25 protein-coding genes and 1 tRNA gene are annotated in these 22,240 nt (G+C 64.0%); 15 read left to right on the top strand and 11 right to left on the bottom strand.

Annotation, left to right across the window (positions count from 1 at the left end; translation table 11 throughout):
- Window positions 1-18: 18 nt before the first annotated feature.
- Window positions 19-975, top strand: coding sequence for a patatin-like phospholipase family protein (locus EP867_RS07020; protein ID WP_128487552.1), 957 nt, complete (start codon window positions 19-21; stop codon window positions 973-975).
- On the opposite strand, the gene EP867_RS07025 is transcribed toward EP867_RS07020, so the two are convergent.
- The 5 genes from EP867_RS07025 to arfB form a co-directional block, all read right to left on the bottom strand.
- Window positions 908-2,383, bottom strand: a complete 1,476-nt coding sequence (locus EP867_RS07025; RefSeq protein WP_128487554.1) for an inorganic phosphate transporter — start codon at window positions 2,381-2,383, stop codon at window positions 908-910. The genes EP867_RS07020 and EP867_RS07025 overlap by 68 nt on opposite strands.
- Window positions 2,384-2,461: 78 nt before the next feature.
- Window positions 2,462-2,923, bottom strand: a complete 462-nt coding sequence (locus tag EP867_RS07030; RefSeq protein ID WP_128487556.1) for an NUDIX hydrolase — start codon at window positions 2,921-2,923, stop codon at window positions 2,462-2,464.
- On the bottom strand, window positions 2,923-3,876 hold the full coding sequence (locus tag EP867_RS07035; protein WP_128487558.1) for a phosphotransferase enzyme family protein: 954 nt from the start codon (window positions 3,874-3,876) through the stop codon (window positions 2,923-2,925). Before EP867_RS07035 ends, EP867_RS07030 begins: the two co-directional genes overlap by 1 nt.
- The gene (locus EP867_RS07040; RefSeq protein ID WP_128487560.1) at window positions 3,873-5,147 is read right to left on the bottom strand and encodes an aspartate aminotransferase family protein; all 1,275 of its coding nucleotides are present in this window, start codon (window positions 5,145-5,147) and stop codon (window positions 3,873-3,875) included. Before EP867_RS07040 ends, EP867_RS07035 begins: the two co-directional genes overlap by 4 nt.
- The gene (arfB, locus tag EP867_RS07045) at window positions 5,144-5,569 is read right to left on the bottom strand and encodes an alternative ribosome rescue aminoacyl-tRNA hydrolase ArfB (RefSeq protein WP_128487562.1); all 426 of its coding nucleotides are present in this window, start codon (window positions 5,567-5,569) and stop codon (window positions 5,144-5,146) included. Before arfB ends, EP867_RS07040 begins: the two co-directional genes overlap by 4 nt.
- A 91-nt stretch (window positions 5,570-5,660) precedes the next feature.
- On the opposite strand from arfB, the gene idi reads away from it, so the two are divergent.
- Window positions 5,661-6,182 carry an isopentenyl-diphosphate delta-isomerase gene (gene idi / locus EP867_RS07050; protein WP_128487564.1) on the top strand — a complete coding sequence of 174 codons (522 nt, stop codon included), beginning with the start codon at window positions 5,661-5,663 and terminating at the stop codon, window positions 6,180-6,182.
- Window positions 6,183-6,254: 72 nt separating this feature from the next.
- On the opposite strand, the gene gpt is transcribed toward idi, so the two are convergent.
- Window positions 6,255-6,764: a xanthine phosphoribosyltransferase gene (gpt, locus tag EP867_RS07055; RefSeq protein ID WP_128487566.1), complete on the bottom strand. Its 510-nt coding sequence runs from the start codon at window positions 6,762-6,764 to the stop codon at window positions 6,255-6,257.
- A gap of 384 nt (window positions 6,765-7,148) precedes the next feature.
- Between gpt and pdxH the strand changes: the two genes are divergently transcribed.
- The 4 genes from pdxH to EP867_RS07075 all read left to right on the top strand — a co-directional run bounded on the left by pdxH (window position 7,149) and on the right by EP867_RS07075 (window position 9,020).
- Window positions 7,149-7,751, top strand: a complete 603-nt coding sequence (gene pdxH / locus EP867_RS07060; protein ID WP_128487568.1) for a pyridoxamine 5'-phosphate oxidase — start codon at window positions 7,149-7,151, stop codon at window positions 7,749-7,751.
- Between the two features lie 151 nt (window positions 7,752-7,902).
- Complete coding sequence (locus EP867_RS07065) at window positions 7,903-8,439, top strand: cold-shock protein (RefSeq protein WP_128487570.1); 537 nt, start codon at window positions 7,903-7,905, stop codon at window positions 8,437-8,439.
- A complete protein-coding gene (locus EP867_RS07070; protein WP_128487572.1) occupies window positions 8,412-8,903 on the top strand; it encodes a DUF192 domain-containing protein in 492 nt (163 codons plus the stop codon). The genes EP867_RS07065 and EP867_RS07070 overlap by 28 nt, the downstream gene beginning before the upstream one ends.
- 40 nt (window positions 8,904-8,943) lie before the next feature.
- Window positions 8,944-9,020, top strand: a tRNA-Pro gene (locus tag EP867_RS07075).
- A gap of 57 nt (window positions 9,021-9,077) precedes the next feature.
- Here the strand turns inward: EP867_RS07075 and pip are convergent.
- A complete protein-coding gene (pip, locus tag EP867_RS07080; RefSeq protein ID WP_128487574.1) occupies window positions 9,078-10,061 on the bottom strand; it encodes a prolyl aminopeptidase in 984 nt (327 codons plus the stop codon).
- A 62-nt stretch (window positions 10,062-10,123) separates the two neighbouring features.
- Here pip and ubiG point away from each other — a divergent pair, with 62 nt between their 5' ends.
- From ubiG to yihA, 3 genes are all read left to right on the top strand, one after another.
- On the top strand, window positions 10,124-10,861 hold the full coding sequence (ubiG, locus tag EP867_RS07085; protein WP_128487576.1) for a bifunctional 2-polyprenyl-6-hydroxyphenol methylase/3-demethylubiquinol 3-O-methyltransferase UbiG: 738 nt from the start codon (window positions 10,124-10,126) through the stop codon (window positions 10,859-10,861).
- Between the two features lie 215 nt (window positions 10,862-11,076).
- Entirely contained in the window at window positions 11,077-12,960 is a 1,884-nt protein-coding gene (yidC, locus tag EP867_RS07090) for a membrane protein insertase YidC (protein ID WP_128487578.1), read from the top strand.
- A gap of 125 nt (window positions 12,961-13,085) precedes the next feature.
- Entirely contained in the window at window positions 13,086-13,736 is a 651-nt protein-coding gene (yihA, locus tag EP867_RS07095; RefSeq protein WP_128487580.1) for a ribosome biogenesis GTP-binding protein YihA/YsxC, read from the top strand.
- Window positions 13,737-13,788: 52 nt separating this feature from the next.
- Here the strand turns inward: yihA and EP867_RS07100 are convergent, their stop codons facing one another.
- A complete protein-coding gene (locus EP867_RS07100) occupies window positions 13,789-14,745 on the bottom strand; it encodes an L-threonylcarbamoyladenylate synthase (protein WP_128487582.1) in 957 nt (318 codons plus the stop codon).
- Between the two features lie 112 nt (window positions 14,746-14,857).
- Between EP867_RS07100 and EP867_RS07105 the strand changes: the two genes are divergently transcribed.
- From EP867_RS07105 to EP867_RS07120, 4 genes are all read left to right on the top strand, one after another.
- Entirely contained in the window at window positions 14,858-16,570 is a 1,713-nt protein-coding gene (locus EP867_RS07105) for an acyl-CoA dehydrogenase (protein ID WP_128487584.1), read from the top strand.
- Window positions 16,567-17,610, top strand: coding sequence for an MBL fold metallo-hydrolase (locus tag EP867_RS07110; protein WP_128487586.1), 1,044 nt, complete (start codon window positions 16,567-16,569; stop codon window positions 17,608-17,610). The genes EP867_RS07105 and EP867_RS07110 overlap by 4 nt, the downstream gene beginning before the upstream one ends.
- Window positions 17,611-17,723: 113 nt before the next feature.
- Entirely contained in the window at window positions 17,724-17,858 is a 135-nt protein-coding gene (locus EP867_RS07115; RefSeq protein ID WP_128487588.1) for an aa3-type cytochrome c oxidase subunit IV, read from the top strand.
- Between the two features lie 15 nt (window positions 17,859-17,873).
- On the top strand, window positions 17,874-18,500 hold the full coding sequence (locus EP867_RS07120) for a hypothetical protein (protein ID WP_128487590.1): 627 nt from the start codon (window positions 17,874-17,876) through the stop codon (window positions 18,498-18,500).
- A 73-nt stretch (window positions 18,501-18,573) separates the two neighbouring features.
- Here the strand turns inward: EP867_RS07120 and EP867_RS07125 are convergent, their stop codons facing one another.
- A complete protein-coding gene (locus EP867_RS07125) occupies window positions 18,574-18,906 on the bottom strand; it encodes an AzlD domain-containing protein (RefSeq protein WP_128487592.1) in 333 nt (110 codons plus the stop codon).
- On the bottom strand, window positions 18,903-19,643 hold the full coding sequence (locus tag EP867_RS07130; protein WP_128487594.1) for an AzlC family ABC transporter permease: 741 nt from the start codon (window positions 19,641-19,643) through the stop codon (window positions 18,903-18,905). Before EP867_RS07130 ends, EP867_RS07125 begins: the two co-directional genes overlap by 4 nt.
- Before the next feature lie 80 nt (window positions 19,644-19,723).
- Here EP867_RS07130 and EP867_RS07135 point away from each other — a divergent pair, with 80 nt between their 5' ends.
- A complete protein-coding gene (locus EP867_RS07135) occupies window positions 19,724-20,341 on the top strand; it encodes a GNAT family N-acetyltransferase (RefSeq protein ID WP_164888786.1) in 618 nt (205 codons plus the stop codon).
- On the opposite strand, the gene EP867_RS07140 is transcribed toward EP867_RS07135, so the two are convergent.
- The gene (locus tag EP867_RS07140) at window positions 20,322-21,083 is read right to left on the bottom strand and encodes an HpcH/HpaI aldolase family protein (RefSeq protein WP_128487598.1); all 762 of its coding nucleotides are present in this window, start codon (window positions 21,081-21,083) and stop codon (window positions 20,322-20,324) included. The two genes, EP867_RS07135 and EP867_RS07140, sit on opposite strands and share 20 nt — an antisense overlap.
- A gap of 218 nt (window positions 21,084-21,301) precedes the next feature.
- Between EP867_RS07140 and EP867_RS07145 the strand changes: the two genes are divergently transcribed.
- On the top strand, window positions 21,302-22,114 hold the full coding sequence (locus tag EP867_RS07145; protein ID WP_128487600.1) for a glutamate racemase: 813 nt from the start codon (window positions 21,302-21,304) through the stop codon (window positions 22,112-22,114).
- Window positions 22,115-22,240: the final 126 nt, after the last annotated feature.

Genomic DNA, 22,240 nt, shown 5'->3' on the forward strand with positions numbered 1-22,240 from the left:
CACAGAAGGAGGCGCCCCATGACTGCCCAGCCCACAGGCCGCACGGCCCTTGTTCTTGGCTCCGGGGGCGCGCGGGGCTGGTGTCACATTGGTGTGCTGCGCGGGATCGACGCGCTTGGTCTGCGCCCGGATATGCTGATCGGCTGCTCGATGGGGGCGCTGGTGGGGGCCGCCTGGGCGGCGGGCAGGCTGGATGCGCTTGAGGATTTCGCCCGCAGCCTGACCCGCAGCCGGGTGCTGAGGATGCTGGATCTGCGCCCGGGCTCAGGCGGGCTGATCGGCGGCGGCGGTATCTCGCATCTTTTGGGAAGCCTGGGGCTGAGCGGGTCTTTTTCGGATCTGTCGCTGCCCTTCACGGCGGTTGCAGCGGACCTGAATCTAGGACAGGAGATCTGGCTGCAACGGGGGGATCTGGCCCCCGCGATCCGCGCCTCGGCCGCCATGCCGGGGATCCTGGCGCCCCAGTGGCTGGAGGGGCGCTGGCTCATCGACGGGGCGGTCGTCAATCCGGTGCCGGTCTCGGTCGCCCGCGCCATGGGGGCCGTCAGCGTGGTGGCGGTCAATCCCACCACCCGGGTGCTGCGCCCCACAAGCCACCCCCTGCCCCCGGAGGGTGAGGCTGCAACGGCTCCGGCCCCCTCGCGCTTTGCGCGGCTGATCCCGCTCCGCTCCGATAAACTGCCGCGGGCTGCGCCGCCCGCGCCGGGGTATCTCTCGCTGGTGGCCCAGGCGCTCGACATTATGTCAGAGCGGATCCGCCGCAGCCGTCTGGCCGGGGATCCGCCGGATCTGCTGATCGGGGCGCGGCTGCAGGATCTTTCTGCTCTCGATTTTCACCGTGCGGCAGAGGCGATTGATGAAGGCCACCGCATTGCGGAACTGCACCGCGATGTGCTGCGCGAATGGCTCAGGCCGTCAGCTTCGACAACAGCAGAAAAACCCCCGCCGAAAGCGCCGCCGTCAGCGGCACCGTGATGATCCAGGCCGTCAGCATGGTCAGCACATGCGAGCGGCGCACCAGGCGGCGGCGGTGGCGCTCTTCCACCGGGGCATCCGCTTTTCCGCGAAGCTTGCGGCCCCGCGCCGCCTCGCGCCATTCGCGGTAAAAGCCAAGGCCGAAGATCGCCCCCACCGCGATATGCGTTGAGGAGACCGGCAGCCCCATGGCCGCCGCCGCAATCACGGCCACCGCCGTGGCAAGCGCCACGCAGAAAGCCCGCACCGGATTCAGCCGGGTGATCTCTTCGCCGACCAGCAGCACAAGGCGCGGGCCAAAAAGCAAAAGCCCCAGCGCGATGCCCGCCCCGCCAATGGCCATGACCCAGAAAGGAAGGCCCACGGCCTCCATATAGGCCCCGCCGCCCCCCTCTGAATAGACCCCCACGATCGCCGCCAGAGGGGCGACCGCGTTGGAGACATCGGAGGCCCCATGCCCGAAGGACAGCAGCGCCGCCGAGACGACCAGCAGCGGAGAGAACAGCTTTTTCAGCGCCTTACGCTTGTTCGACAGCCCCTCAGCCTGCCGCCGCACCAGGGGCCGTGCGCCCCCCCAGGTCAGCAGCGCCACCACGAGCCCCAGCCCCAGCGCCGTGCGCCAGCCGCTGCCCGTATGCACCGCCAGGCCCTTTGCCCCCAGATAGACCGTGAAGGCCCCCGCCATCAGCGCCATCAGCACCGGCAGCCAGAGCCGCGCTGCCGCAATCCGGTCCTCAGCCTCTGCAATCGCGTGGTTGATGAAGGCCAGAAGCGCGGCCGCCAGCAGCCCGCCCACCAGCGGCGAGACCACCCAGCTGAGGGAGATCACCCCCAGAAGTCCCCAGTCCACCGCCTGCGGCCCTGCAGCGGCCAGAGCCGCCCCTGCAACGCCGCCGATAATCGAATGGGTGGTTGAGACGGCGGCCCCCGCCCAGGTCGCCAGATGCAGCCAGAGCGCCGTGGCCAGCAGTGCCGCCATCATGGCCCGCACAAAGGCCCCCTCGGAGGGGAAGACTTCAGCATGGATGATCCCGTCTGAGATCGTCGCCACCACATCGCTGCCCGCGATCAGTGCACCCGCCATCTCGCAGACCGCCGCCAGCACGAGCGCCCCGCCCAGGGTCAGGGCCCGCGCGCCCACGGCGGGGCCGACGTTATTGGCGACATCATTGGCCCCGATCGTCAGCGCCAGATAGGCCGCAAGGATCGAGGCCAGGATCACCGGCAGACCGCCCCCCGCAGAGACCGGCACAATGCCCGAGCCCAGCGCCACAATCGCCACGAAGGCCAGAGCCAGCCCCGGTGCCAGCAGTGGCCGCGCCACATGGCGCCCCGCAAGCTCCAGCGTGCCGATCCGGCCCAGGTCTTTATCGAGCGTTTTCCATTGCGGATCGGGCGGCAGCGCCATGGCGGTCAGGGTCTCCGGGTCGGTCAGGGGGGGCCTGCGACCTTCGGCGAAAGTGCAGCAAAGGACAAGTGCGGCGGATCAGCCCTGCGGCGGCGCTCCGCCCAGACGCTCGCTGAGGGCTGTAATCACCTCTCCGAGGGCGTCGACATCAGCGCGGCGGGCGGCCAGATCGATGGGCCACATTCTGCGTTCGCGTTTTCCGGCCTCGGGGTAGTCGTCGAGCAGTTCAGTCCCGGTCATCACAAAAATCGCCAGATCCGTCGGCACCTCAAGCCCGCCGTTGCGCCGCTTGTTAGAGGGGATCCGGGCAAATTCCTCAGGCATCATCCGCCCCTTCGCCCCCGCCTCTTCCCAGGCTTCAATCTCGGCCGCTTCCGCCAGGGTTTTGCCATCCATCGGCCAGCCCTTGGGGATGATCCAGCGACCGGTATCAAGGGTCCGCACCAGCAGCACCTCATAGCCCTCAGGCCCCTCGCGCAGGCAGATGACCCCGGTCTGCAAGGCCCGGGGCCGGAAGATCATACCGCGCAGAAATGCCATCAGGCCCAAGGATCTTCCTTTCCGTCCAATACTTTACGCGCAAAGCCAACCGCCCGCGCAATATGGCTTTTCTGCACCGGGTGTTCCATCGGCAGACGGGTCATCACCCATCCCACCGAGGCGCAGCAGCGTGCCAGCGTCATCACCGGTAAAAGATCCGCATCCAGCACACGCACCGCGCGATACCCTTCACAAAGCGCCTGCACGAGATCCGGCAATCCCGGCTCGCTCAGGCTCTGGCTGAGCAGAGTGCCAGGATCATAGGCGCGCAGGCCAAAGCCTGAATCGTCAAAGTCGATCAGGGAATAGCCCTTTGGTCCGGAAAGAACATTCTCGCGCAGCACATCAGCGTGGATCAGACCGTAATCGCCTGAAATTTGTGCGGACTTTGCCCGCTCAAAGACAACTGCCTGAGATTTGTGCAAAATATCGCGGTCTGCGGAGGTCAGCAGCGGGTGATCCGTAAAGCGCCCCCAAAGCGGGTTTTCCCCGGCCAGCCCTTCGGCATCCCAGGAGGGGCGGGTGAACCCCTGCGGCAAAGAGAGCCCGTCGGTGGCCTGATGACAGGTGGCGATCAGACGGCCAACGCCCGCCATCAGCGCCTCTTTCGCGGCCATTGTGCCCGCAAGGGGCAGAGCTGCCGCGCCGATGGCCTCTCCCTCAACCCAGTCGATCACCGAGACGAGCCGCCCGCCGGAGAGCTGCTGCAACAGCTCTCCCGACAGCGCAGGCAGCGGCGCAGGGACCGGCGCCCCGGCCGCGGCCAAAGCCGCGCACCACCAAAGCTCGGACCGGATGGCCGAGGGTTCCTGATAACCGCGCCGGTGAAGCCGCAGGGCAGCCGGACGCCCCTCCGGCAGGGTGATTGCATAAACGGCATTCTCACGCTCGGTGATCGGGCGCAGATCCCGTGCCCCCCAGAGGGCGGCGGCCTCAACCGCCTCCGCGCTCATGCCCGCACCGGAGTGCTGTTCAGCGCGTCCTGCAGAGCGGCGATCAGCATGTCAGCGTTTTCGCGGGTAAAGGGCATCGGCGGGCGCATTTTCAGCGTGTTCCGGTTGCGTCCGATGTTGTTGAGAATAACGCCGCGCTCCAGCATGGCCTCGATGACATCGGCTACAAAGGCGGTGGCGGGTGCACCTTCGGGCGTCAGGAACTCCAGACCAAAGAAGAGCCCCTGCCCCCGTGCCTCCGCGATCCAGGGGTGCGAAAGACTGCGCAGACCGTCCAGCGTATAGGCTCCGACCTCGCGGGCGTTCTGCTGCAGGCCCTCTTCTTCCATGACATCCAGCACCGCCATGGCCGCAGCCGCCGAGACCGGATTGCCGCCGAAGGTGTTGAAATAGGCGAAAACTTCGCGGAAGGCACGCATCACATCGGGCCGCGCAAAGACTGCGCCGATGGGATGGCCGTTGCCCATGGGCTTGCCCAGGGTCACGATATCGGGGGCAAAGCCTAAGACCTCATGGCCCCAGAAGGCCTCTCCGGCGCGGCCGAAACCGGGCTGCACCTCATCGCAGATGATCACACCACCCGCCGCCCGCACCGCAGCCACCGTGGGATCGAGGAAGCCCTTTTTCACACAGGGCAGCCCCTCATTGGCGAACAGCGGGCAAAGGATCAGCGAGGAAAATCCAAAGCCCCGGGTCTCAAGCTCAGCAATCGCCGCCTTCACATGCGCGGCAAAGGCCTGGGCCTGACCTTCCCGACTGCCGCCCACGGGGGCCAGGCTGTCGGGCGCAGGCACCCGGATGATATTTTGCGGATAGCCCCCCACCGGCGGGCGGCGCGACGACAACCCGGAGGTCAGGGCCGAATTGCCGTGATAGGTATTGTCGGTGGCGATAATCCCGGTCTTGCCGTTCACCGCCTGGGCCATGCGCAGCGCCAGATCATTGGCCTCGGATCCGGTGCAGACCATGATGGCCTGGGTGGTCTCATGGCGGAAGGTGGCGCCCAGGCGCTCGATATAATCCAGCACGCCTTCGTGCAGATAGCGGCTGTGGGTGTTCAGCGTCAGGGCCTGGGCGGTGATCGCCTCAACCACTTTGGGGTGCGAATGCCCGACGTGGGGGACGTTGTTGTAGCAGTCGAGATAGCGTTTGCCCGCTTTGTCCCAGAGCCAGACCCCCTCACCCTTCACCAGATGGAGCGGGTTGCGGTAAAAGGTCGGCACCTCCGGCCCCATCAGCCGGGCGCGGCGCGCGAGCAGATCTTCGGTCATTCGTCTTCGTCCCCCACTTTGGCGCGACTGGACTTCAGCGCGCCCCTTGCCTGCTTTGCTGCCACCCGTCTGCGCTGACTGGCAAGGGTGGGCTTTGTGGCAATGCGGCGTTTCGGGGCCACAAGGGCCGCGCGGATCAGCTCAACCAGCCGCTCACGGGCGATTTCGCGGTTGCGCGCCTGTGACCGGGTCTCCTCTGCCCGGATCAGGATCGCCCCGTCCTCAAGCCACCGCCGCCCGGCCAGCCGGCGCAGCCGGTTCTTCACCGGATCGCTCAGCCCCGGCGAACGCGCCGCCTCAAACCGCAGCTCAACTGCAGTTTCCACTTTATTTACATTCTGCCCGCCCGGACCCTGAGATCGGGTAAACTGCTCTGTCAGTTCCCAGTCTTCGATCCGGATTTCATCCGTTATCCGCAACATAGGGCCACGCTATCGCGTCTGCGGCTGCGGCGCAAAGGCTCTGGCAAAAGCGGCCTCGCAGACCCATATGACCTGCGAAGGAGCCAAAGCCATGACCGTACAGATGATCCCGGCCTATAACGCCGCCGGCCAGCTTGCCCCGATGGAAAAGCTTGAGGTGCACAGGCGGGGCCTGCGCCACCCTGCGATCTCAGTTTTTGTGCGCCGTGGCGAAGAAATTCTGCTGCAACAACGGGCCTTTGGCAAATATCATACCCCCGGCCTCTGGGCGAATACCTGCTGCACGCACCCGCATTGGGAAGAAGAGATGCAGGCCTGTGCCAGCCGCAGGCTGCGTGAAGAACTGGGAATTACCGGGCTGACGCTTTCTGCGGCCGGAGAGGTCGAATACCGCGCCGATGTCGGCGGCGGACTGACCGAGCATGAGGTTGTGCAGATTTTCACGGCCGAAGCGCCGCCGGATATGCCCCTCGCGCCCGCTGCCGAAGAGGTCGCCGCAACCCGCTGGATGACCGCTGACGCCCTGCGCGAGGCGATCCGAATCACACCCGAGGCTTACACCCCCTGGTTGCGCATCTATATCGATCAGCATTACGATCAGATTTTCAGCTGATCGCACAATAAAAAGGCACCGCAGACTGCGGTGCCTTTTTTCTGTTTTTCTGTCTCAGATCAGATCGGAAGATCAATCTGCGCCACGGAAGGGCTGCACATATTGCAGCGCCATATCCCAGGGGAAGAAGATCCAGGTGTCCTGGCTGACCTCTGTGATGAAGGTATCCACCTGCACGCGGCCCGCCGGTTTGGCGTAGACGGTGGCGAAATGCGCTTTGGGATAGAGGCGACGCACCAGCTCAATGGTTTTGCCGCTGTCGACCAGGTCATCAACGATCAGGATACCTTCGCCATCGCCCAGAAGATCGGCCTGGGGCGCTTTGGTCACCACGGCTTCGGCGCGGTCCTGATGCGAGTAGCTTTTGACCGAAATGGTATCGACCACGCGGATGTTCAGCTCACGCGAGACGATCATCGCCGGAACAAGACCCCCGCGGGTGATGCCGACCACAGCTTTCCAGGTGCCGCCTTCCCCAGGGCCGCGGCCGTCAAGGCGCCAGGCAAGCGCACGGGAATCGCGGTGGATCTGGTCCCAGGAAATGTGGAACCCTTTTTCATGAGGCAGACGCTCGGGAGCCATAGGATCCTCTCAGGTAATGGCGATATGACAAGGCTCCAGCCCCGAAGCACCACCATCCGGCCCCGCAACGGCTCTGACGCCTAAATAAATACGGCGGCTGCCCTCAGGGAGAACAGCCGCAGACCGAAGCCGGTCGGCTTCACAGCCTGATTGTGCCACAGCCGCCCCGCCAAGCCAAGCGCTGAGCCACCGGCTGCGGCGAACTGACGAAAAAATCTCAAAGATCGAGGCCCGGAAGTGGTCTGCGCCGCCGGGCATCGCAGCGGCAGCCCCACCCTGTTCTGCACCGGATTTGCAGCGCAGGAAGGCTTTGCAGAGCTTCACCTCTTCCCGGACAGGGTATAGGTCTGAGACAGGATCCGGCAGCCGCGAGAGGGGACGACCATGGACCGCACTGGTATTTTCGCAGGGGAAACCCCGTCAGAAATCGCCCGCCGCTGGCTGGCCGAGGCAGAGAAGACCGAACCCAATGATCCCAATGCCATCGCGCTTTCGACGGTGGATGCGGATGGGCTGCCCAATGTGCGCATGGTGCTTCTGAAAGACATCGGCGAGGATGACTTCACCTTTTACACCAACTACACCTCAGCCAAGGGGCGCGAGATTGAGGCCAGCGGCAAAGCGGCCTTCGTGATGCATTGGAAAAGCCTGCGCCGCCAGATCCGGGTGCGCGGTCTTGTCAGCCGAAGCGAAGGCCCGGAGGCCGATGCCTATTACGCCAGCCGCAATCTGCAGTCGCGTCTGGGCGCCTGGGCCAGCCGGCAGTCTGAGCCGCTCGACTCGCGCGCAACACTGCTGGCGGAGGTGGCAAAGGTCACTCTGAAGCAGGGCCCGTCACCCAGGCGCCCGCCCTTCTGGGGGGGCTTCCGGATCACGCCGCTTGAGGTCGAATTCTGGGCCGATGGCGCCTTCCGTCTGCACGACCGCTTCCGCTGGCGGCGGGAGAGCGTTGAAGCCCCTTGGGAAATTTTGCGTCTTAACCCCTGAGGGATTGCGCATCACTCTTTCGCATAGATTGCGCCGGGGCAAACTTTCCTAAAGCTGCGCCCCGGAACTCCTGGCGATTGACCTTGATTAACACATCAGGCAAGGGCACAACCACGGAGTGTGAGCTGAGACTGGGGAAAAGGCTCGAACAATGGAAGATAACAGCAAGATCCTGGATCGGGAACGTATCCAGGGTCGGGTAAAGTGGTTTGATCCGGTAAAAGGCTTTGGCTTCATCGTCAGCGATGAAGGCGGACCGGATATTCTTTTGCATGCAAATGTGCTGCGTAATTTCGGACAGGGCTCGATCGCGGACGGGGCCGAGATCGATGTCGAGATTCAGCGGACCGCGCGGGGGACGCAGGCCGTTGAAATTATTTCGATTCGTCCGCCCGAGAGCACCGGGCCGGCGCTGACTGAGGATCTCTCGCCTGAGATGGCAGAGCGGATCGGCGATCTGGCCATTGAGCCGGCGCGGATTAAGTGGTTCGACAAGGGCAAGGGCTTCGGCTTTGCAAATGTGTTCGGACGTCCTGAAGATATCTTCGTGCATATTGAAATTCTGCGACAGTCAGGTTTTGCTGACCTTCAGCCCGGCGAAGCCGTAGGCCTGAGAATCATCGAAGGGAAGCGCGGTCGTATGGCCGTGCAGGTGCTGTCATGGGAAGCTGCTTTACGCGACAACTGACGGGGGCTCTGGCTGCCGTATTTCTGGCGGGCGCTGCTGCGCCTGTCACCGCACAAACCTGCCGCCCCGATCTGGTGGAGCTGAAAGGCGCCTCCGGCGAAATGCGGTTTCGCGTTGAGGTGGCCGACAGCGATGCCACCCGCGCGCGGGGTCTGATGTGGCGCGACCATCTCGACCCGGGTGCGGGGATGATCTTTATCTATGACCGCCCCGGTCCGGGGCAGTTCTGGATGAAAAACACGCTGATCCCGCTCGATATGATCTTTGCCGATGAGACCGGCACGATCCGTCACGTTCATTCCAACGCAAAGCCTCAGGATGAAACCATCATCGACGGCGGAGATAACGTGCTGGCAGTGCTGGAAATTAACGGCGGTTATGCCCGGCGCATGGGGATTAAGCCCGGCGATGTGATGCGACATCCGGCCTTTTCGCAGGAAACTGCAGCCTGGCCGTGCGACTGACCTTTTCAAGCCGCAAATCCTTCGCTAAGGAGAGGGCAGTCGGGGCGTAGCGCAGCCTGGTAGCGCGACGGTTTTGGGTACCGTAGGTCGAGAGTTCGAATCCCTCCGCCCCGACCATCTTCCACAAATAAGACGTCAGATCCGGAGCTTATGGCGCCGGATGTGCTGTGGCCGTCATCCCGCCCGCTCAGCGTGGTGGCGCATGCGGTTGGTGGCGGCGACCAGGTCTGCTGCGATTCCCGGCTCGGACATGGCATGTCCGGCCATGGGCACCATCTGCAGCTCCGCCCCCGCCCAGCCTTCGGCCAGACGCGACGCCGCAAGCGGCGGGCAGATCATGTCAAAACGACCCTGAACGATGATGGCGGGAAGATGGGCAATGCGCGCGCGATTTTGCAAAATCCAGCCATCCGTCTCCAGAAAGCCAGCGTTATGGAAATAGTGGCACTCCAGCCGCGAGAAAGCCCTTGCGTAATCGCCCGGGACATCGCCCGCCGCGATATGGCGGGCTGAGGCCAGTGCGTTCTCCCATCCGGCCCAGATCCGGGCGTGGCGGATCTCCTCGCTCAGATCGCCGCTGAAGAGGCGCGCGTGATAGGCGGCGATCAGATTGCCGCGCTCCCCCTCAGGGATAGGCGCCACGAAACGCGCCCATTCGCGGGGGTAAAACTGCCCGGCCCCGCCGCCGTAGAACCAGGCCAGCTCAGAGGCTTCCATCAGGAAGACCCCGCGCAGCACTAGCCCGGTGACCCGCGACGGATGGGTGATGGCATAAACCAGCGAGAGCGTGGCCCCCCAGGAGCCGCCAAAGAGCAGGAAGGCTTCGATCCCGAGTGTTTCGCGGATCATTTCCATATCCGAGACCAGATGCCAGGTGGTGTTCCTCACCACGCTGGCCGAGGGCTGCGAATGACCACAGCCGCGCTGATCGAAAAGCACGATCCGGTAATGGTCGGGGTCAAAAAAGCGCCGCATCGCCGGACTGCAGCCGCCGCCGGGGCCGCCATGGACCACGAGAACGGGCTGCCCCAGAGGGTTGCCGCATTGCTCGACATAGATGCGATGCCCGTCGCCTGTCTCGATCATCCGCCGGTCAAAGGGCTCAATCGCCGGATAAAGATAATCGAAGGCGGTCGGCTGTGCGGTTGTCCTGTCCATCGGCTCCCCTGTATATCTGTCTAAAGTGGCCCGATCAAAGCCGCGCCGCAAGGAGCAAGCAGATGAGCAGCACCATCGACCCCGCCGAAGTGGCAAAGTTTGAGGCTATGGCCGCTGAATGGTGGGACACCAATGGTAAATTCCGCCCTTTGCATATGATGAATCCCTGCCGGCTGGATTACATCTGCCAGCAGATCGCCGGGGAATTCGGGCGCGACCTTAAGGCGGAAAAGCCCTTTGAGGGGCTGAGGCTGCTGGATATCGGCTGCGGCGGCGGATTGCTCTCAGAGCCCATGGCACGGCTGGGGGCCACCGTTGTGGGCGCCGATGCGGCCGAAAAGAACCTGCCGGTGGCGCGGATCCATGCCGCGCAGTCGGGGCTCGAGATCGATTACCGTCACACCACGGCTGAGGCTCTGGCCGAGGCGGGAGAGCAGTTTGATGTGGTGCTGAATATGGAGGTGATCGAGCATGTCTCGGATCCCGCCGCCTATCTGCGCGCCTGCCATGATCTGTTAAAGCCCGGCGGGCTGATGGTCTGCTCGACGCTGAACCGCAATCCGAAAAGTTATCTGATGGCGATTATCGGGGCGGAGCATGTGATGCGCTGGCTGCCGAAGGGGACCCATGACTGGGCAAAGTTCATCACCCCCGATGAGCTTTATGAGCTGATCCGTGGCGCGGGTCTGACCCCGGTGGACCGGCGCGGCATGGTTTTCAATCCGATTTCCTGGCGCTGGAGCCTGTCGGCGAAGGATCTTTCGGTCAATTATGCAACGACCAGTCTGAAGCCTGTCTGAAGCCGGTGGCCTGTCCTTCGCAGGGGGGGGGCGTGACAGGCGGCTACGCCGCGGGGGCTGCCTGCCCCCGCACCCCCGGGAGTATTTAAAAAAAGCCAAAGACAGGGCCTGTTTCGGCTTAAAAGACAGGCTGCGGCGGGGCAGGCTGCCTTTCCGCTTGACCTCGACGCCCCTTCTCTGTTGAACCACCTCACCAGAATAGCAGGTGGTTGCCCATGGACGATCAGAACAAGAACCTCATACTGGCGACGGCACTGAGCTTTCTCGTGATCCTCGTCTGGTTTGTGGTTTTTCCTCCCGCAGACCCGGTGACGGACCCGAATGCTCCGGTCGCAGTCCAGGGTGAGACTTTGCCACCCGCCCTTGCGGGTGTGACCGGCGAGACCGCCGCCATTCCGGCGCCTGAGACCGCGCGTCTGAAACTTGACACGCCGCGTCTGACCGGCTCGGTCGCGCTGACCGGGGGTCGTCTCGATGATCTGCAGCTGCGTGATTACCGCGAGACCACCGACGATGCCTCGGATATCGTGCGCCTTCTGCGGCCGATGGATGGCTCGAACGCCTTTTATGCGCTTTACGGCTGGGCCCCCGGTGGCAGCCTGACCCATGACGATGTACCGGGCCCGAATACGCCCTGGCAGGCCGTCTCGGGTGAGGTGCTGGCTCCTGGCAATCCGGTGACCCTTGAGTGGGCCAATACCAAAGGCCAGACCTTCCGCCGCGTTTTTGCGGTGGATGAGAACTATATGTTCACCGTCACCCAATCGGTCGAGAACCAGAGTGCTGAGGCCATTCGCCTTGCGCCCTACAGCATGATTTCGCGTCACGGGATCCCGACGGATTACCAGAGCTTCTTCATCTCGCATGAAGGGCTGCTGGAAGTGGCCGACGGCATTCTGACCGAAACGGATTACAGCGACCTGCAGGACGCGCGTACCTCGGACACCGAGGGTGTGCCGATGCTGTCGACGGACGTGAAAGAGGGCGGCTGGCTGGGCTTTGGTGACAAATACTGGCTCACCGCGCTGATCCCTTCGGCGGGTCAGGCCTATACCTCGGTGCAGAAATATTTCCCGGCCCGTGACGTTTATCAGGCCGAGGCCCGTCTTCCGGCGGTGACCGTTGAGCCGGGTGCGACGGCGAGCGCCGAGAGCCGCCTTTATGCCGGTGCGAAAGAATGGGCGACCATTCGCAGCTATGAAAATGATCCGGGCTTCCTTGCGCGTCTGACCGGCGCAGAGGCGGATCCCTCACAGCAGAAGATTGAGCGCTTTGTCGATTCGATCGACTGGGGCTGGTTCTTCTTCCTGACCAAGCCGATCTTTGCAGTGCTGCACTGGCTCAATGGCCTGATCGGCAATATGGGCTGGGCGATCGTGGCGCTGACCTTCATTCTGAAGGCGCTGGTTCTGCCGCTGGCTTATAAATCCTACGTCTCGATGGCGCGCATGAAAGAACTGCAGCCGGAGATGGAGGCCCTGAAGGAGCGCGTGGGCGACGACCGCCAGAAGCTTCAGCAGGAGATGATGAAGCTTTACCGCGAGAAGAAGGTGAACCCGGCTGCGGGCTGCCTTCCGATGCTGCTGCAGATCCCGATCTTCTTCAGTCTTTACAAGGTGATCTTCGTCACCATCGAGCTGCGTCACGCGCCCTTCTTCGGCGTGTTCCAGGATCTCTCGATGCCGGATCCGACCTCGATCTTCAACGCCTTCGGCTTCCTGCCCTGGGCAGCGCCTGAGCCGAATTCGATGCTGGCGATGATCTTCATCGGGATCCTTCCGATCCTGCTGGGGTGCACCATGTGGCTGCAACAGAAGCTGAACCCGGCCCCGGCTGATCCGATGCAGCAGCAGATCTTTGCCTGGATGCCCTGGATCTTCATGTTCGTGCTGGGTGGTTTTGCCTCGGGTCTGGTCGTTTACTGGATCACCAACAACATCATCACCTTCATCCAGCAATATGTGATCATGCGCAGCCATGGCCATAAGCCCGATATCTTCGGCAACATCAAAGCCGCGCGGAAACGCAAATCGCTGCGTGAAGCCCTGGCAGAGAAAGCCGCGGAAGCGGAACGGGCTGCTGAGAAGAAAAAGAAATAAGGGCTGACGCCCCGTTTTCGAGCCGCGGACGCGAGGGGGTGCCCCCGCGTCCGCTTCTCATTTATAAGATCCCCTGACATATTGACGTGCGGCCCGTCCGCCCAAGCTCTTAAAGGTGCCCCAGGATGAGCCTGAAGTTCCCTCTCGCCCCCGAACCCGAATTTGAAGCTTCTGAAAAAGGCCGTCTGCTTTTTGCGGGTCCGGTTGAATTTCTCAAGGGCGTGGTTGCCATGTCCGGCATGCCGCCCGCCGACCGGATTGAGGTCTGTTTTGCGGGCCGCTCAAACGTCGGAAAATCCAGCCTGATCAACGCGCTGACCGGTCGCAAGACGCTGGCACGGGCCTCGAACACGCCGGGCCGGACCCAGGAGATCAACTTCTTCACACTCGGCGAAGAGCGCTATCTCGTCGACCTTCCGGGCTATGGCTATGCCGAGGCTCCGGTGGCGATTGTGGCCAAATGGCAGGCGCTGCTGAAGCAGTATCTCTCGGGCCGCGCCACGCTGCGCCGGGCCTTTGTGCTGATCGACACCCGCCACGGGGTGAAGGCGGTCGATGAAGAGATCATGAAGCTTCTGAACCGCTCAGCCGTGACCTTCCAGGTGGTGATGACCAAATCGGACAAGGTCAATAATGCCACCCGTGAGGCCAATATTGCCCAGGTGCAGGCTGCGCTGGCCAAACATCCGGCGGCCTATCCTGAGATCATCATCACCTCTTCCGAGAAGGGTGAGGGCGTTGAGACACTGCGTGCGACCATCGCCGGGCTGGTCTGACCGGGATCTGAGGGCTGCAAAAAGGCCGGGGGGTCCCCGGCCTTTCTTTATCTCAGCGCGGAGCGGCGGCGCGCTTCAGCCGGTCGTTGATGGCCAGTCCAATCCCCGTGGCCGGAACCGGTGCGATGGCGATGCGCCCCCCCTGCCCGGCCAGCCGGTCGGCGGCGCGCAACACGGCGAAAAGGCGGGCCGCCGCTTCCGCCGGATCGCCTGAGGGCGAGAGGTTCAGTTCGGGCGCCCCCCCGATCGGGCCGAAGCCGATGAAGATCTCATCCGGGCCGGCGGTCTCAGCGTTCAGGCGCACGAGGGCCTCAGGCGCGTAATGCGACGAAAGCTGCCCCGGAGCGACGGGGCGCGCCGGGTCCTGGTCCGGGCGCAGTGGCAGCCTGCCCAGCACCTCAAGGATGTCTTCTGCAGAAATGCCACCCGGCCGCAGCAGTTGCGGCGGCTCTCCCGGCGCGAGGATCGTCGATTCGACCCCGACCTGGCAGGCCCCGCCATCAAGAACCGCTGCGATCCGGCCGTCGAGACCTTCGAGGACGTGATCTGCCGTGGTCGGGCTGATGCGGCCCGAAGGATTGGCCGAAGGCCCCGCCATCGGCACGCCCGAGACCTGCAGAAGGGCCCGCGCCACCGGATGGGCCGGAATGCGGACCGCAAGCGAACTGTTGCCCGCCGTCACCCTTGGGGAAAGTCCGGCATCGGGGCGCAGCGGCAGCACCAGGGTCAGTGGCCCGGGCCAGAAAGCGCGGGCCAGCGCCTCTGCCTCAGGGCCGACCTCGGCGTAGCGGCGCACGGCGTCGAGATCAGGCAGATGCACGATCAGCGGATTGAAGGAGGGGCGGCCCTTGGCGGCATAGATCCCCGCGACCGCGTCATCGTTGCGGGCATCGCCGCCGAGGCCGTAAACCGTCTCGCTCGGGAAGGCGACAAGCCCGCCCGCCCGCAGCAGTTCCGCAGCGCGGAAAATACCCGCTTCATCGGGTTTCAGACGTAGGGTCGTAAGCATATCTGACGCCGCGTATCGGTTGCGAGGAACGGGGCAGCGGCTAGTCTGCCCGCGAAACACCCGTGCCACAGCCCCGCCGGTCCTGCAACCCGGCAGCCCTCCGGAGGACCTTATGCCCTATCGCGCGAATGTCGAAGAGTTCCGCTTCATTCTCGATCATGTCGTTGATTTTGCGCAGGTCAGTGCGACAGAGCGTTTTGCGGATGCGACACCGGAGACCGTGGATGCGATCCTGAGCGGCGCGGGACGGCTGAGCGAAGAGGTGCTGGCCCCGCTCAATCGCAACGGCGATCTGCAGGGCGCGAAGCTGGAGAATGGCGTGGTCCGCGCCAGTCCCGGTTTCGCTGACGGCTACCGCCAGATCGCCGAAGGGGGATGGGTCGGCACCTCGGCGGATCCGGAGTTTGGCGGCATGGGGCTGCCGCTGACGCTTAACAGCTGCGTCAATGACATGATGGGCGCGGCCTGCCTGGCGCTGCAGCTCAACCCGCTGCTGACCCAGGGGCAGATCGACGCTCTGGAGCATCACGCCTCTGATGAGATTAAGGCGCTTTATCTGCCAAAACTCATCTCGGGTGAATGGACCGGCACCATGAACCTGACCGAGCCCCAGGCCGGGTCAGACGTCGGCGCTTTGCGCAGCCGGGCCGAGCCGAAGGGCGACGGCAGCTATGCGGTGTCCGGGCAGAAGATTTTTATCTCCTGGGGCGATCATGATGTGGCCGAAAATGTCTGCCATCTGGTTCTGGCCCGCCTGCCCGATGGCGCGCCCGGCACCCGGGGGATCAGCCTTTTCATCGTGCCGAAATATATCCCCGATGCTGAGGGCAACCCCGGCGTGGCCAACAGCCTGAAGGTCGTGAGCCTCGAGCATAAGATGGGTCTGCACGGCAGCCCGACGGCGGTGATGCAGTTTGACGGTGCCACCGGCTGGATGGTGGGTGCGCCGCATAAAGGCATGGCGGCGATGTTCACCATGATGAACAACGCCCGTCTCGGCGTCGGCATCCAGGGGATCTCGGCGGCGGAGGGGGCGTACCAGCATGCGCTGGCCTATGCGATGGAGCGGGTGCAGGGCAAACCCGTGGCCGGCAGCCATGGTGCGATCATTGACCACCCGGATGTGCGCCGCATGCTGGTCACCATGAAGGCTGAACTTTTCGCCGCCCGCGCCATTGCGCTGGCCAATGCCGTGGCGATCGACATGGCCCGCGCCACCGGCGATGCAGAATGGGAGACCCGCGCCGCCCTGCTGACCCCGCTGACCAAAAGCTATGGCACCGACACCGGGATCGCGGTCGCTCAGGCAGGGATCCAGATCCACGGCGGCATGGGCTTCATTGAAGAGACCGGCGCCGCGCAATACCTGCGCGATGTCCGCGTCACCGCGATTTATGAAGGCACCAACGGCATTCAGGCCGCCGACCTTGTGGGCCGCAAGATGATGGATCAGGGCGAGGCTGCCTTCCGTCTGATCGAGGAGATCGAAGAGGGTGCCGAGGCTGCCCGCGCCGGTCTGCCCGATCTGGCCGGGGCGGTCTGGCAGGCCGCGGAATCGCTGCGCGAAGGCACGGATGCGCTGCTGGCGCAGCAGATGACCGACCGCCTGGCCGGCTCGGTCGCCTATCAGCGGGCCTTTGCCCTGGTGCTCGGGGCGCATTTTCATCTGAAAGCGGCTCTGGCCGAAGGCGGCACGGGGGCACGCACCGCGCTGGCGCGCAGCTTTATCCTGCGATTGCTGCCACAATATGGTGCACTTCTGGCTGAGATGCGCGAAGGTGCGGGCGATCTTTACGCCCATAACATCGAATCGCTCGCTTCATGACCCAGACGACCAGTTCCGGCCCGATCCGTTTTCCCTTTCCCGATGCGCCGGAGCCTGGTCAGGCCGTTGAAATCGCTGAAGGTGTGCTGTGGATCCGCATCCCGCTGCCCTGGGTGCTTGATCACGTCAACGTCTATGCCTTTGACGACGGCGATGGCTGGACCATCGTCGACACCGGGATCGATACCCGCAAAATCCGCGGCGTCTGGGATGCCCTTCTGGCGGGGCCGCTGGCGTTCCGGCCGGTCAGACGGGTGCTGCTGACCCATCACCATGTCGATCACACCGGGCTTGCGGGCTGGTTTCAGGATCAGGGCGCGCAGCTTCTGACCTCGCGCACCTCATGGCTGATGGCGCGGATGCTGCTTCTGGATGTCCAGGAGGCGCCGCCGCCGGAAACGGTCCGCTTCTGGAAAGCAGCCGGGATGGATGAAGCGCGCATCGCCCAGCGCCTTGCGGAGCGTCCGATGAACACCGCCGATAAATCGGCCCCCATGCCGCTGGGCTATCTGCGCCTGCAGGAGGGCGAGCGGCTGCGCATGGGCGGACGTGACTGGCGGGTCCGCATCGGCCATGGCCATGCCCCGGAGCATGTGACCCTCTGGGAAGAGGGCGGCCCTCTGGTGATTGGCGGCGATCAGATCCTGCCCGGTATCTCGGCCAATATCGGCATCTATGCCACCGAGCCTGAGGCTGATCCGATCACCGAATGGATGGCGGCCAATGACCGCTTCCTGCCCCATGCCCGCGAAGACCATCTGGTGCTGCCCGGCCATAAGTTGCCCTTCACCGGCCTGCCGACCCGGCTGCGGCAGATGACCGAGAACCACCACGGCGCCTTAAAGCGGTTGCGCCGGCATCTGGCAGAGCCGCGCACCGCCTGCGACTGCTTTGTCCCGCTCTTCGGGCGTGAGATCACGGGCGATCAGTTCGGCCTCGCCATGGCGGAATCGGTGGCGCATCTCAACCACCTCTGGAAAGCCGGAGAGATCAGCCGCACCCTCGACGAAAACGGCGTCTGGCAGTGGCAGATGCTTTAATCCTGCGCAGCGCGGTTCCGGCGCAACAGGGCCGGATTGCACCGCGAAGGGGTAATGACACAGACGCGCTAATCCGCTAGCACTGCGACAGATTGACTGAGGAGATTACCAACATGGCCGAACACAAACACGGCAGCATGGACATCACCGTCCACCAGGCGACCTATAAAGGGTTCATCAAATTCGCGACCTGGGTGGGCATTCTTTCGGCGCTGACGCTGGTCTTCCTCGCGCTTGCCAACGCCTGATCCGGGACTTCTTACATGGTGCGTTTTGTAGCGGGTGTTCTCGTGGCCCTCAGCCTCTCGGGCTGTGCAGCGGAACGGGTCTGGGCTCCGGATGAGGCGGTGAAAGCCGCGCGTTATGTTCATCAGGGCCCGCCTGAGCTGATGCTGGTCACCTCGATCAATGACCGCTCGGGAGAGGGTGCGCATACGGGGCTGCTGATCAACGCCTCTGAGCGCGTGCTGTTTGACCCCGCCGGCAACTGGGACGACCCGCGCGCACCTGAGCGCCACGATCTGCGCTATGGTATGACCCCGCAGATGCAGGCGAATTACTTCGCCTTCCAGTCGGCCGGCCCCTTCCATGCCGTGATCCAGCGCGTGCAGGTCAGCCCCGAAGTCGCAGAGCGCGCCTATCAGCTCGCCCGCGACAACGGCCCCGTGCCTTCGGCCTTCTGCACCTCTGCCACCTCAAAACTGCTGAGCCAGCTGCCGGGCTTTGAGGGCGTTCAATCGACCATGTTCCCGAAAAGCCTGATGGAAAGCTTTGCCACCCTGCCGGGTGTGAAAACGCAGATCGTCTACGGCTCGCCGGATCAGAATGAGCCGGACCGCGTGCCGCTGGTCTCGCCGGTGATTGCAAAGGCGATCCAGGGCGGCAACTGACGCGCCGGTCCGTTTAAAACGCAAAGGGCGGCTCTTTCCGGAGCCGCCCTTTTGCATTGCCGCAGCAAGTCTCTCAGCCGAAGACGAAAGCCTGCAGCAGAAAGAAGGTCACCGCGCCGCCCAGGATCGCCAGCAGCATATTGCGCAGATACCAGCCAAGCCCCGCCGTCACCCCGGCGGCGATCAGCCGCGCGGGATCGGTCGCCCCGCCTGCCGCTGCGGGCCAGAGCACCAGGGGTGCCACGATCCCCGGCAGCACGGCCACGGCGGTGTAGCGCAGCATCCGCTGGAAAAACACCGGAAGCTCGCGAGAGCCGATCAGCCCCAGAAACGAGAACCGCAGAAGGAAGGTGCCGACACCCAGCCCGATGATGATGAACCAGATCTCAAGCGTCGAATAGCTCATGCCCGTTTCTCCAGAGCCATCTCGGTGAAGGCGCCCGCCAGCATGGCCGTGATCGCCGCGACCAGAATGCCGCTCGACCAGGGCAGCCAGGTCAGCGTCAGCGCCAGAGTAACCGAGGTGAAGGCCGCCACCAGATGCGGGATCGTCCGCAGCATCGGGGCGGTCAGCGCGATAAAGCTCAGCGGCATTGCGAAATCCAGAGCCAGTTCCGGCGGGATCTGCGCCCCGAGGATCGCCCCCGCCCCGGTCGCCAGATACCAGAAGGGTGCAATCAACACGACGGTGCCGAAGAAATAGGCCAGACGTTCCGGCCCGGTCAGCTTCGGATTACGCTCATATTCCGCGACCGAAGCCGCATAGGACTGATCGACCAGCAAAAAGGCCACCCAGGCGCGGGACCACAGGCCCAGCCGCCCAAGCCAGGGCGTCAGCGCAGCCGAATACATCGACATCCGCAGGTTCACCGCCAGCGAGGTCGCAAGGATCACCGCCGCCGGCGCATTGTCCTGCATCAGCTGCAGCGCCGTCAGCTGCGACGAGCCTGCAAAGACCGCCACCGTGAAGGCCATAACCGTCAGCAGATCAAGACCCGCTTCGGTCGCCAGCACGCCAAAAAGCATCGCAAAGGGGATGATGACCAGCAAAAACGGCGAGGAGACGAGGACGCCGCGCAGAAAAGCGCGCCGCACCGAACTTTTGTCGCCGATTGAACCGGATGTGCTTTGCTCTGCCTGCATTGCCCCCTCCCCGCGGGATCTGTAAATCTCGCTTAAGGCTTCACCCTGACGAGAGCAATGGGCCGCAGAGGCAGTCACCTTTGAACCAGGATTTCCGCATTCTTCCGCTGCATTTTCTGGCAGAGGGCGCCCGCGATCAGGCGGCCGGCCTCTATTGGCAGGCCTTTGAGGGCAAGCTGGGCCGCCTCCTCGGGCCGTCGCCGCGCGCCCTGCCCGTGATCCGCGCGGCCCTCGACCCGCACCACGCGCTTGCGGCCGTCACAGCGGCGGGCGAAGTGGTTGGTGTGGCTGGCTTTCGCAGCCCCGGCGGCAGTTTTGTCAGCCTGACGCCGGGGCTCCTGCGGCGCTTTTACGGCCCCGCAGGCAGCCTCTGGCGGATCGGCGCGATGCGGCTTCTGGGCGTCGACACCGACAATGAGCGTTTCCTCATCGACGGCATCAGCGTCGCACCCGCCCGCCGCAGCCAGGGGATCGGGCGCGCCCTTCTGGAGGAACTGGCCACCCGCGCCCTGGCGGAGGGCTATCAGGCCCTGCGCCTTGATGTGGCCGAGAGCAACCCCCGGGCGCGGGCGCTTTATGAGCGCTGCGGCTTTCGCCTGATCAAACGGCAGCGCATGCCCTTTGCCGCGCCGGTCTTCGGCATCAGATCCTGCGACGTGATGGAAAGCCGCCTGACCCTCAGCCCATCTGCGCCCTGAGCGCCAGAGCCCCGTCCCGCAAAAGCCCGACGTCGTGGCCGATCGCCACAAAGACCGCGCCGTTCGCCACAGCCTCTTTGCCCGCCTGCGCGCCGCCGACCAGGATGCCGCCGGCCTTGCCATGGGCCCGGATCCGACCCAAAGCATCGCGGATGGCGTCCTGCACTTCCGGAGCGGCGGAATTGCCCGGATACCCCATATCGGCAGACAGATCCGCCGGGCCGATAAAGACCCCGTCCACCCCTTCGACGCTGCAAATCTCATCAAGGGCCGCCAGACCGGCGCGGCTTTCCACCTGAACCAGCAGACAGACCTCGGCATTGGCGGTGGTGGCATAATCCGGGATCATGCCATAGCGCGCCCCGCGCCCCAGCATCCCCATGCCGCGCATCCCCTCGGGCGGATAGCGCATGGCGCGGACCAGCTCGCGGGCCTGATCTGCCGTCTCCACCATGGGGACCAGCACGGTCTGCGCGCCGATATCCAGCACCTGCTTGATGAGCCAGGCCTCTCCGATCGGCACCCGCACGACGCAATGGGTGCCCCCCTCAGCCGCCGCCTGAAGCTGCGAAAGCATCAGCGGCAGGTCATTTGGCGAATGCTCACCATCAATGACCAGCCAGTCATAGCCACAATGGCTCAGCATTTCGGCCACATTGGGACTGCCGAATGAGACCCAGAGCCCGATCTGCGGCTGCCCTGCGTTCAGCGCCGCTTTAAACCGGTTTACCGGTGCTGCCATTTTCTTCCCCCTCCTGCGATAATCGCCCTTCTTCTTCCCGGTGTATGACGGAACATGCGCAAGATTCTTCGATTTATTCCCCAATAAACACGATTTATTGCGCAAATGCCGTCATGGGGTGGATCATCACGCAAGAATAGCCTATCACCGCAGGAACGGAGGGAGACGGCACAGGACCGCTCCGCCGGGGTTTCAGCCGAAGACAGAGGACGTCCGAGATGGCAGTGGGTGTGTTTGATTCCGGTCTTGGTGGCCTGACCGTTCTGGACGCGGTCAGCAAACGCCTTCCGGAGGTTCCCTTTGTATATCTTGGGGACAATGCCCATGCGCCCTATGGCGTGCGCAGCCATGACGACATCTACAATCTGACCTGCGCCGCCGTAGAACGGCTCTGGGCGGAGGGCTGTGATCTGGTGATTCTCGCCTGCAACACCGCCTCTGCCGCCGCGCTGAAGCGGATGCAGGAAACCTGGCTGCCGAAAGACAAACGCGTGCTGGGCGTCTTCGTCCCGATGATTGAGGCCCTGACCGAGCGGAAATGGGGCGACAACTCGCCACCGCGCGAGGTTGAGGTGAAAAACGTCGCCCTCTTTGCAACGCCTGCGACCGTGGCCAGCCGCGCGTTTCAGCGTGAACTCGCCTTCCGCGCCATCGGCGTTGATGTTGAGGCGCAGCCCTGCACCGGCGTCGTCGATGCTATTGAGCAGGGCGATGAGCAGCTGGCCGAAGCCCTGGTGCGCAGCCATGTCGAAACGCTGAAGCGCCGCATGCCCTACCCCGAGGCCGCGATCCTCGGCTGCACCCATTACCCGCTGCTGGAAGGTGCCTTCCGCAAGGCGCTCGGGCCGGAGGTCAGGGTTTTCAGCCAGGCCGATCTGGTGGCCGAATCGCTGGCCGATTATCTGCAGCGCCACCCCGAGTTCCTCGGCCCGGGCAAAGTGTCGAAATTCCTGACCACGGGTGATGCGGAAAGCGTCTCCTCAAAGGCCACGCAGTTCCTGCGCCAGCCTTTGCATTTTGAGGCGGCCTGAGGCAGCGCAGAAAGCGGCACGGAACTGGCCTTGGGGTGTTATAAGGCATCACCTCTGAAAGGATGACCCTTCTGTATCTGCGTTCTGCTAAACTGGCCCCGTCACCGGCCCCGGCCAGGGTCAGTG

This window comes from Falsigemmobacter intermedius (assembly GCF_004054105.1).
Lineage (GTDB): Bacteria > Pseudomonadota > Alphaproteobacteria > Rhodobacterales > Rhodobacteraceae > Wagnerdoeblera > Wagnerdoeblera intermedia.

Excerpts from the sequence above, each read along its gene's own strand:
- yihA (WP_128487580.1), top strand. The coding sequence starts at position 13,086 with ATGAGCCTGAAGTTCCCTCTCGCCCCCGAACCCGAATTTGAAGCTTCT.
- yidC (WP_128487578.1), top strand. The coding sequence starts at position 11,077 with ATGGACGATCAGAACAAGAACCTCATACTGGCGACGGCACTGAGCTTT.
- pip (WP_128487574.1), bottom strand. The coding sequence starts at position 10,061 with ATGGACAGGACAACCGCACAGCCGACCGCCTTCGATTATCTTTATCCG.
- EP867_RS07025 (WP_128487554.1), bottom strand. The coding sequence starts at position 2,383 with ATGGCGCTGCCGCCCGATCCGCAATGGAAAACGCTCGATAAAGACCTG.
- EP867_RS07110 (WP_128487586.1), top strand. The coding sequence starts at position 16,567 with ATGACCCAGACGACCAGTTCCGGCCCGATCCGTTTTCCCTTTCCCGAT.
- EP867_RS07065 (WP_128487570.1), top strand. The coding sequence starts at position 7,903 with ATGGAAGATAACAGCAAGATCCTGGATCGGGAACGTATCCAGGGTCGG.
- idi (WP_128487564.1), top strand. The coding sequence starts at position 5,661 with ATGACCGTACAGATGATCCCGGCCTATAACGCCGCCGGCCAGCTTGCC.
- ubiG (WP_128487576.1), top strand. The coding sequence starts at position 10,124 with ATGAGCAGCACCATCGACCCCGCCGAAGTGGCAAAGTTTGAGGCTATG.
- EP867_RS07030 (WP_128487556.1), bottom strand. The coding sequence starts at position 2,923 with ATGGCATTTCTGCGCGGTATGATCTTCCGGCCCCGGGCCTTGCAGACC.
- EP867_RS07035 (WP_128487558.1), bottom strand. The coding sequence starts at position 3,876 with ATGAGCGCGGAGGCGGTTGAGGCCGCCGCCCTCTGGGGGGCACGGGAT.
- EP867_RS07020 (WP_128487552.1), top strand. The coding sequence starts at position 19 with ATGACTGCCCAGCCCACAGGCCGCACGGCCCTTGTTCTTGGCTCCGGG.
- EP867_RS07145 (WP_128487600.1), top strand. The coding sequence starts at position 21,302 with ATGGCAGTGGGTGTGTTTGATTCCGGTCTTGGTGGCCTGACCGTTCTG.
- arfB (WP_128487562.1), bottom strand. The coding sequence starts at position 5,569 with ATGTTGCGGATAACGGATGAAATCCGGATCGAAGACTGGGAACTGACA.
- EP867_RS07070 (WP_128487572.1), top strand. The coding sequence starts at position 8,412 with ATGGGAAGCTGCTTTACGCGACAACTGACGGGGGCTCTGGCTGCCGTA.
- pdxH (WP_128487568.1), top strand. The coding sequence starts at position 7,149 with ATGGACCGCACTGGTATTTTCGCAGGGGAAACCCCGTCAGAAATCGCC.
- gpt (WP_128487566.1), bottom strand. The coding sequence starts at position 6,764 with ATGGCTCCCGAGCGTCTGCCTCATGAAAAAGGGTTCCACATTTCCTGG.
- EP867_RS07140 (WP_128487598.1), bottom strand. The coding sequence starts at position 21,083 with ATGGCAGCACCGGTAAACCGGTTTAAAGCGGCGCTGAACGCAGGGCAG.
- EP867_RS07115 (WP_128487588.1), top strand. The coding sequence starts at position 17,724 with ATGGCCGAACACAAACACGGCAGCATGGACATCACCGTCCACCAGGCG.
- EP867_RS07105 (WP_128487584.1), top strand. The coding sequence starts at position 14,858 with ATGCCCTATCGCGCGAATGTCGAAGAGTTCCGCTTCATTCTCGATCAT.
- EP867_RS07130 (WP_128487594.1), bottom strand. The coding sequence starts at position 19,643 with ATGCAGGCAGAGCAAAGCACATCCGGTTCAATCGGCGACAAAAGTTCG.
- EP867_RS07120 (WP_128487590.1), top strand. The coding sequence starts at position 17,874 with ATGGTGCGTTTTGTAGCGGGTGTTCTCGTGGCCCTCAGCCTCTCGGGC.
- EP867_RS07125 (WP_128487592.1), bottom strand. The coding sequence starts at position 18,906 with ATGAGCTATTCGACGCTTGAGATCTGGTTCATCATCATCGGGCTGGGT.
- EP867_RS07040 (WP_128487560.1), bottom strand. The coding sequence starts at position 5,147 with ATGACCGAAGATCTGCTCGCGCGCCGCGCCCGGCTGATGGGGCCGGAG.
- EP867_RS07100 (WP_128487582.1), bottom strand. The coding sequence starts at position 14,745 with ATGCTTACGACCCTACGTCTGAAACCCGATGAAGCGGGTATTTTCCGC.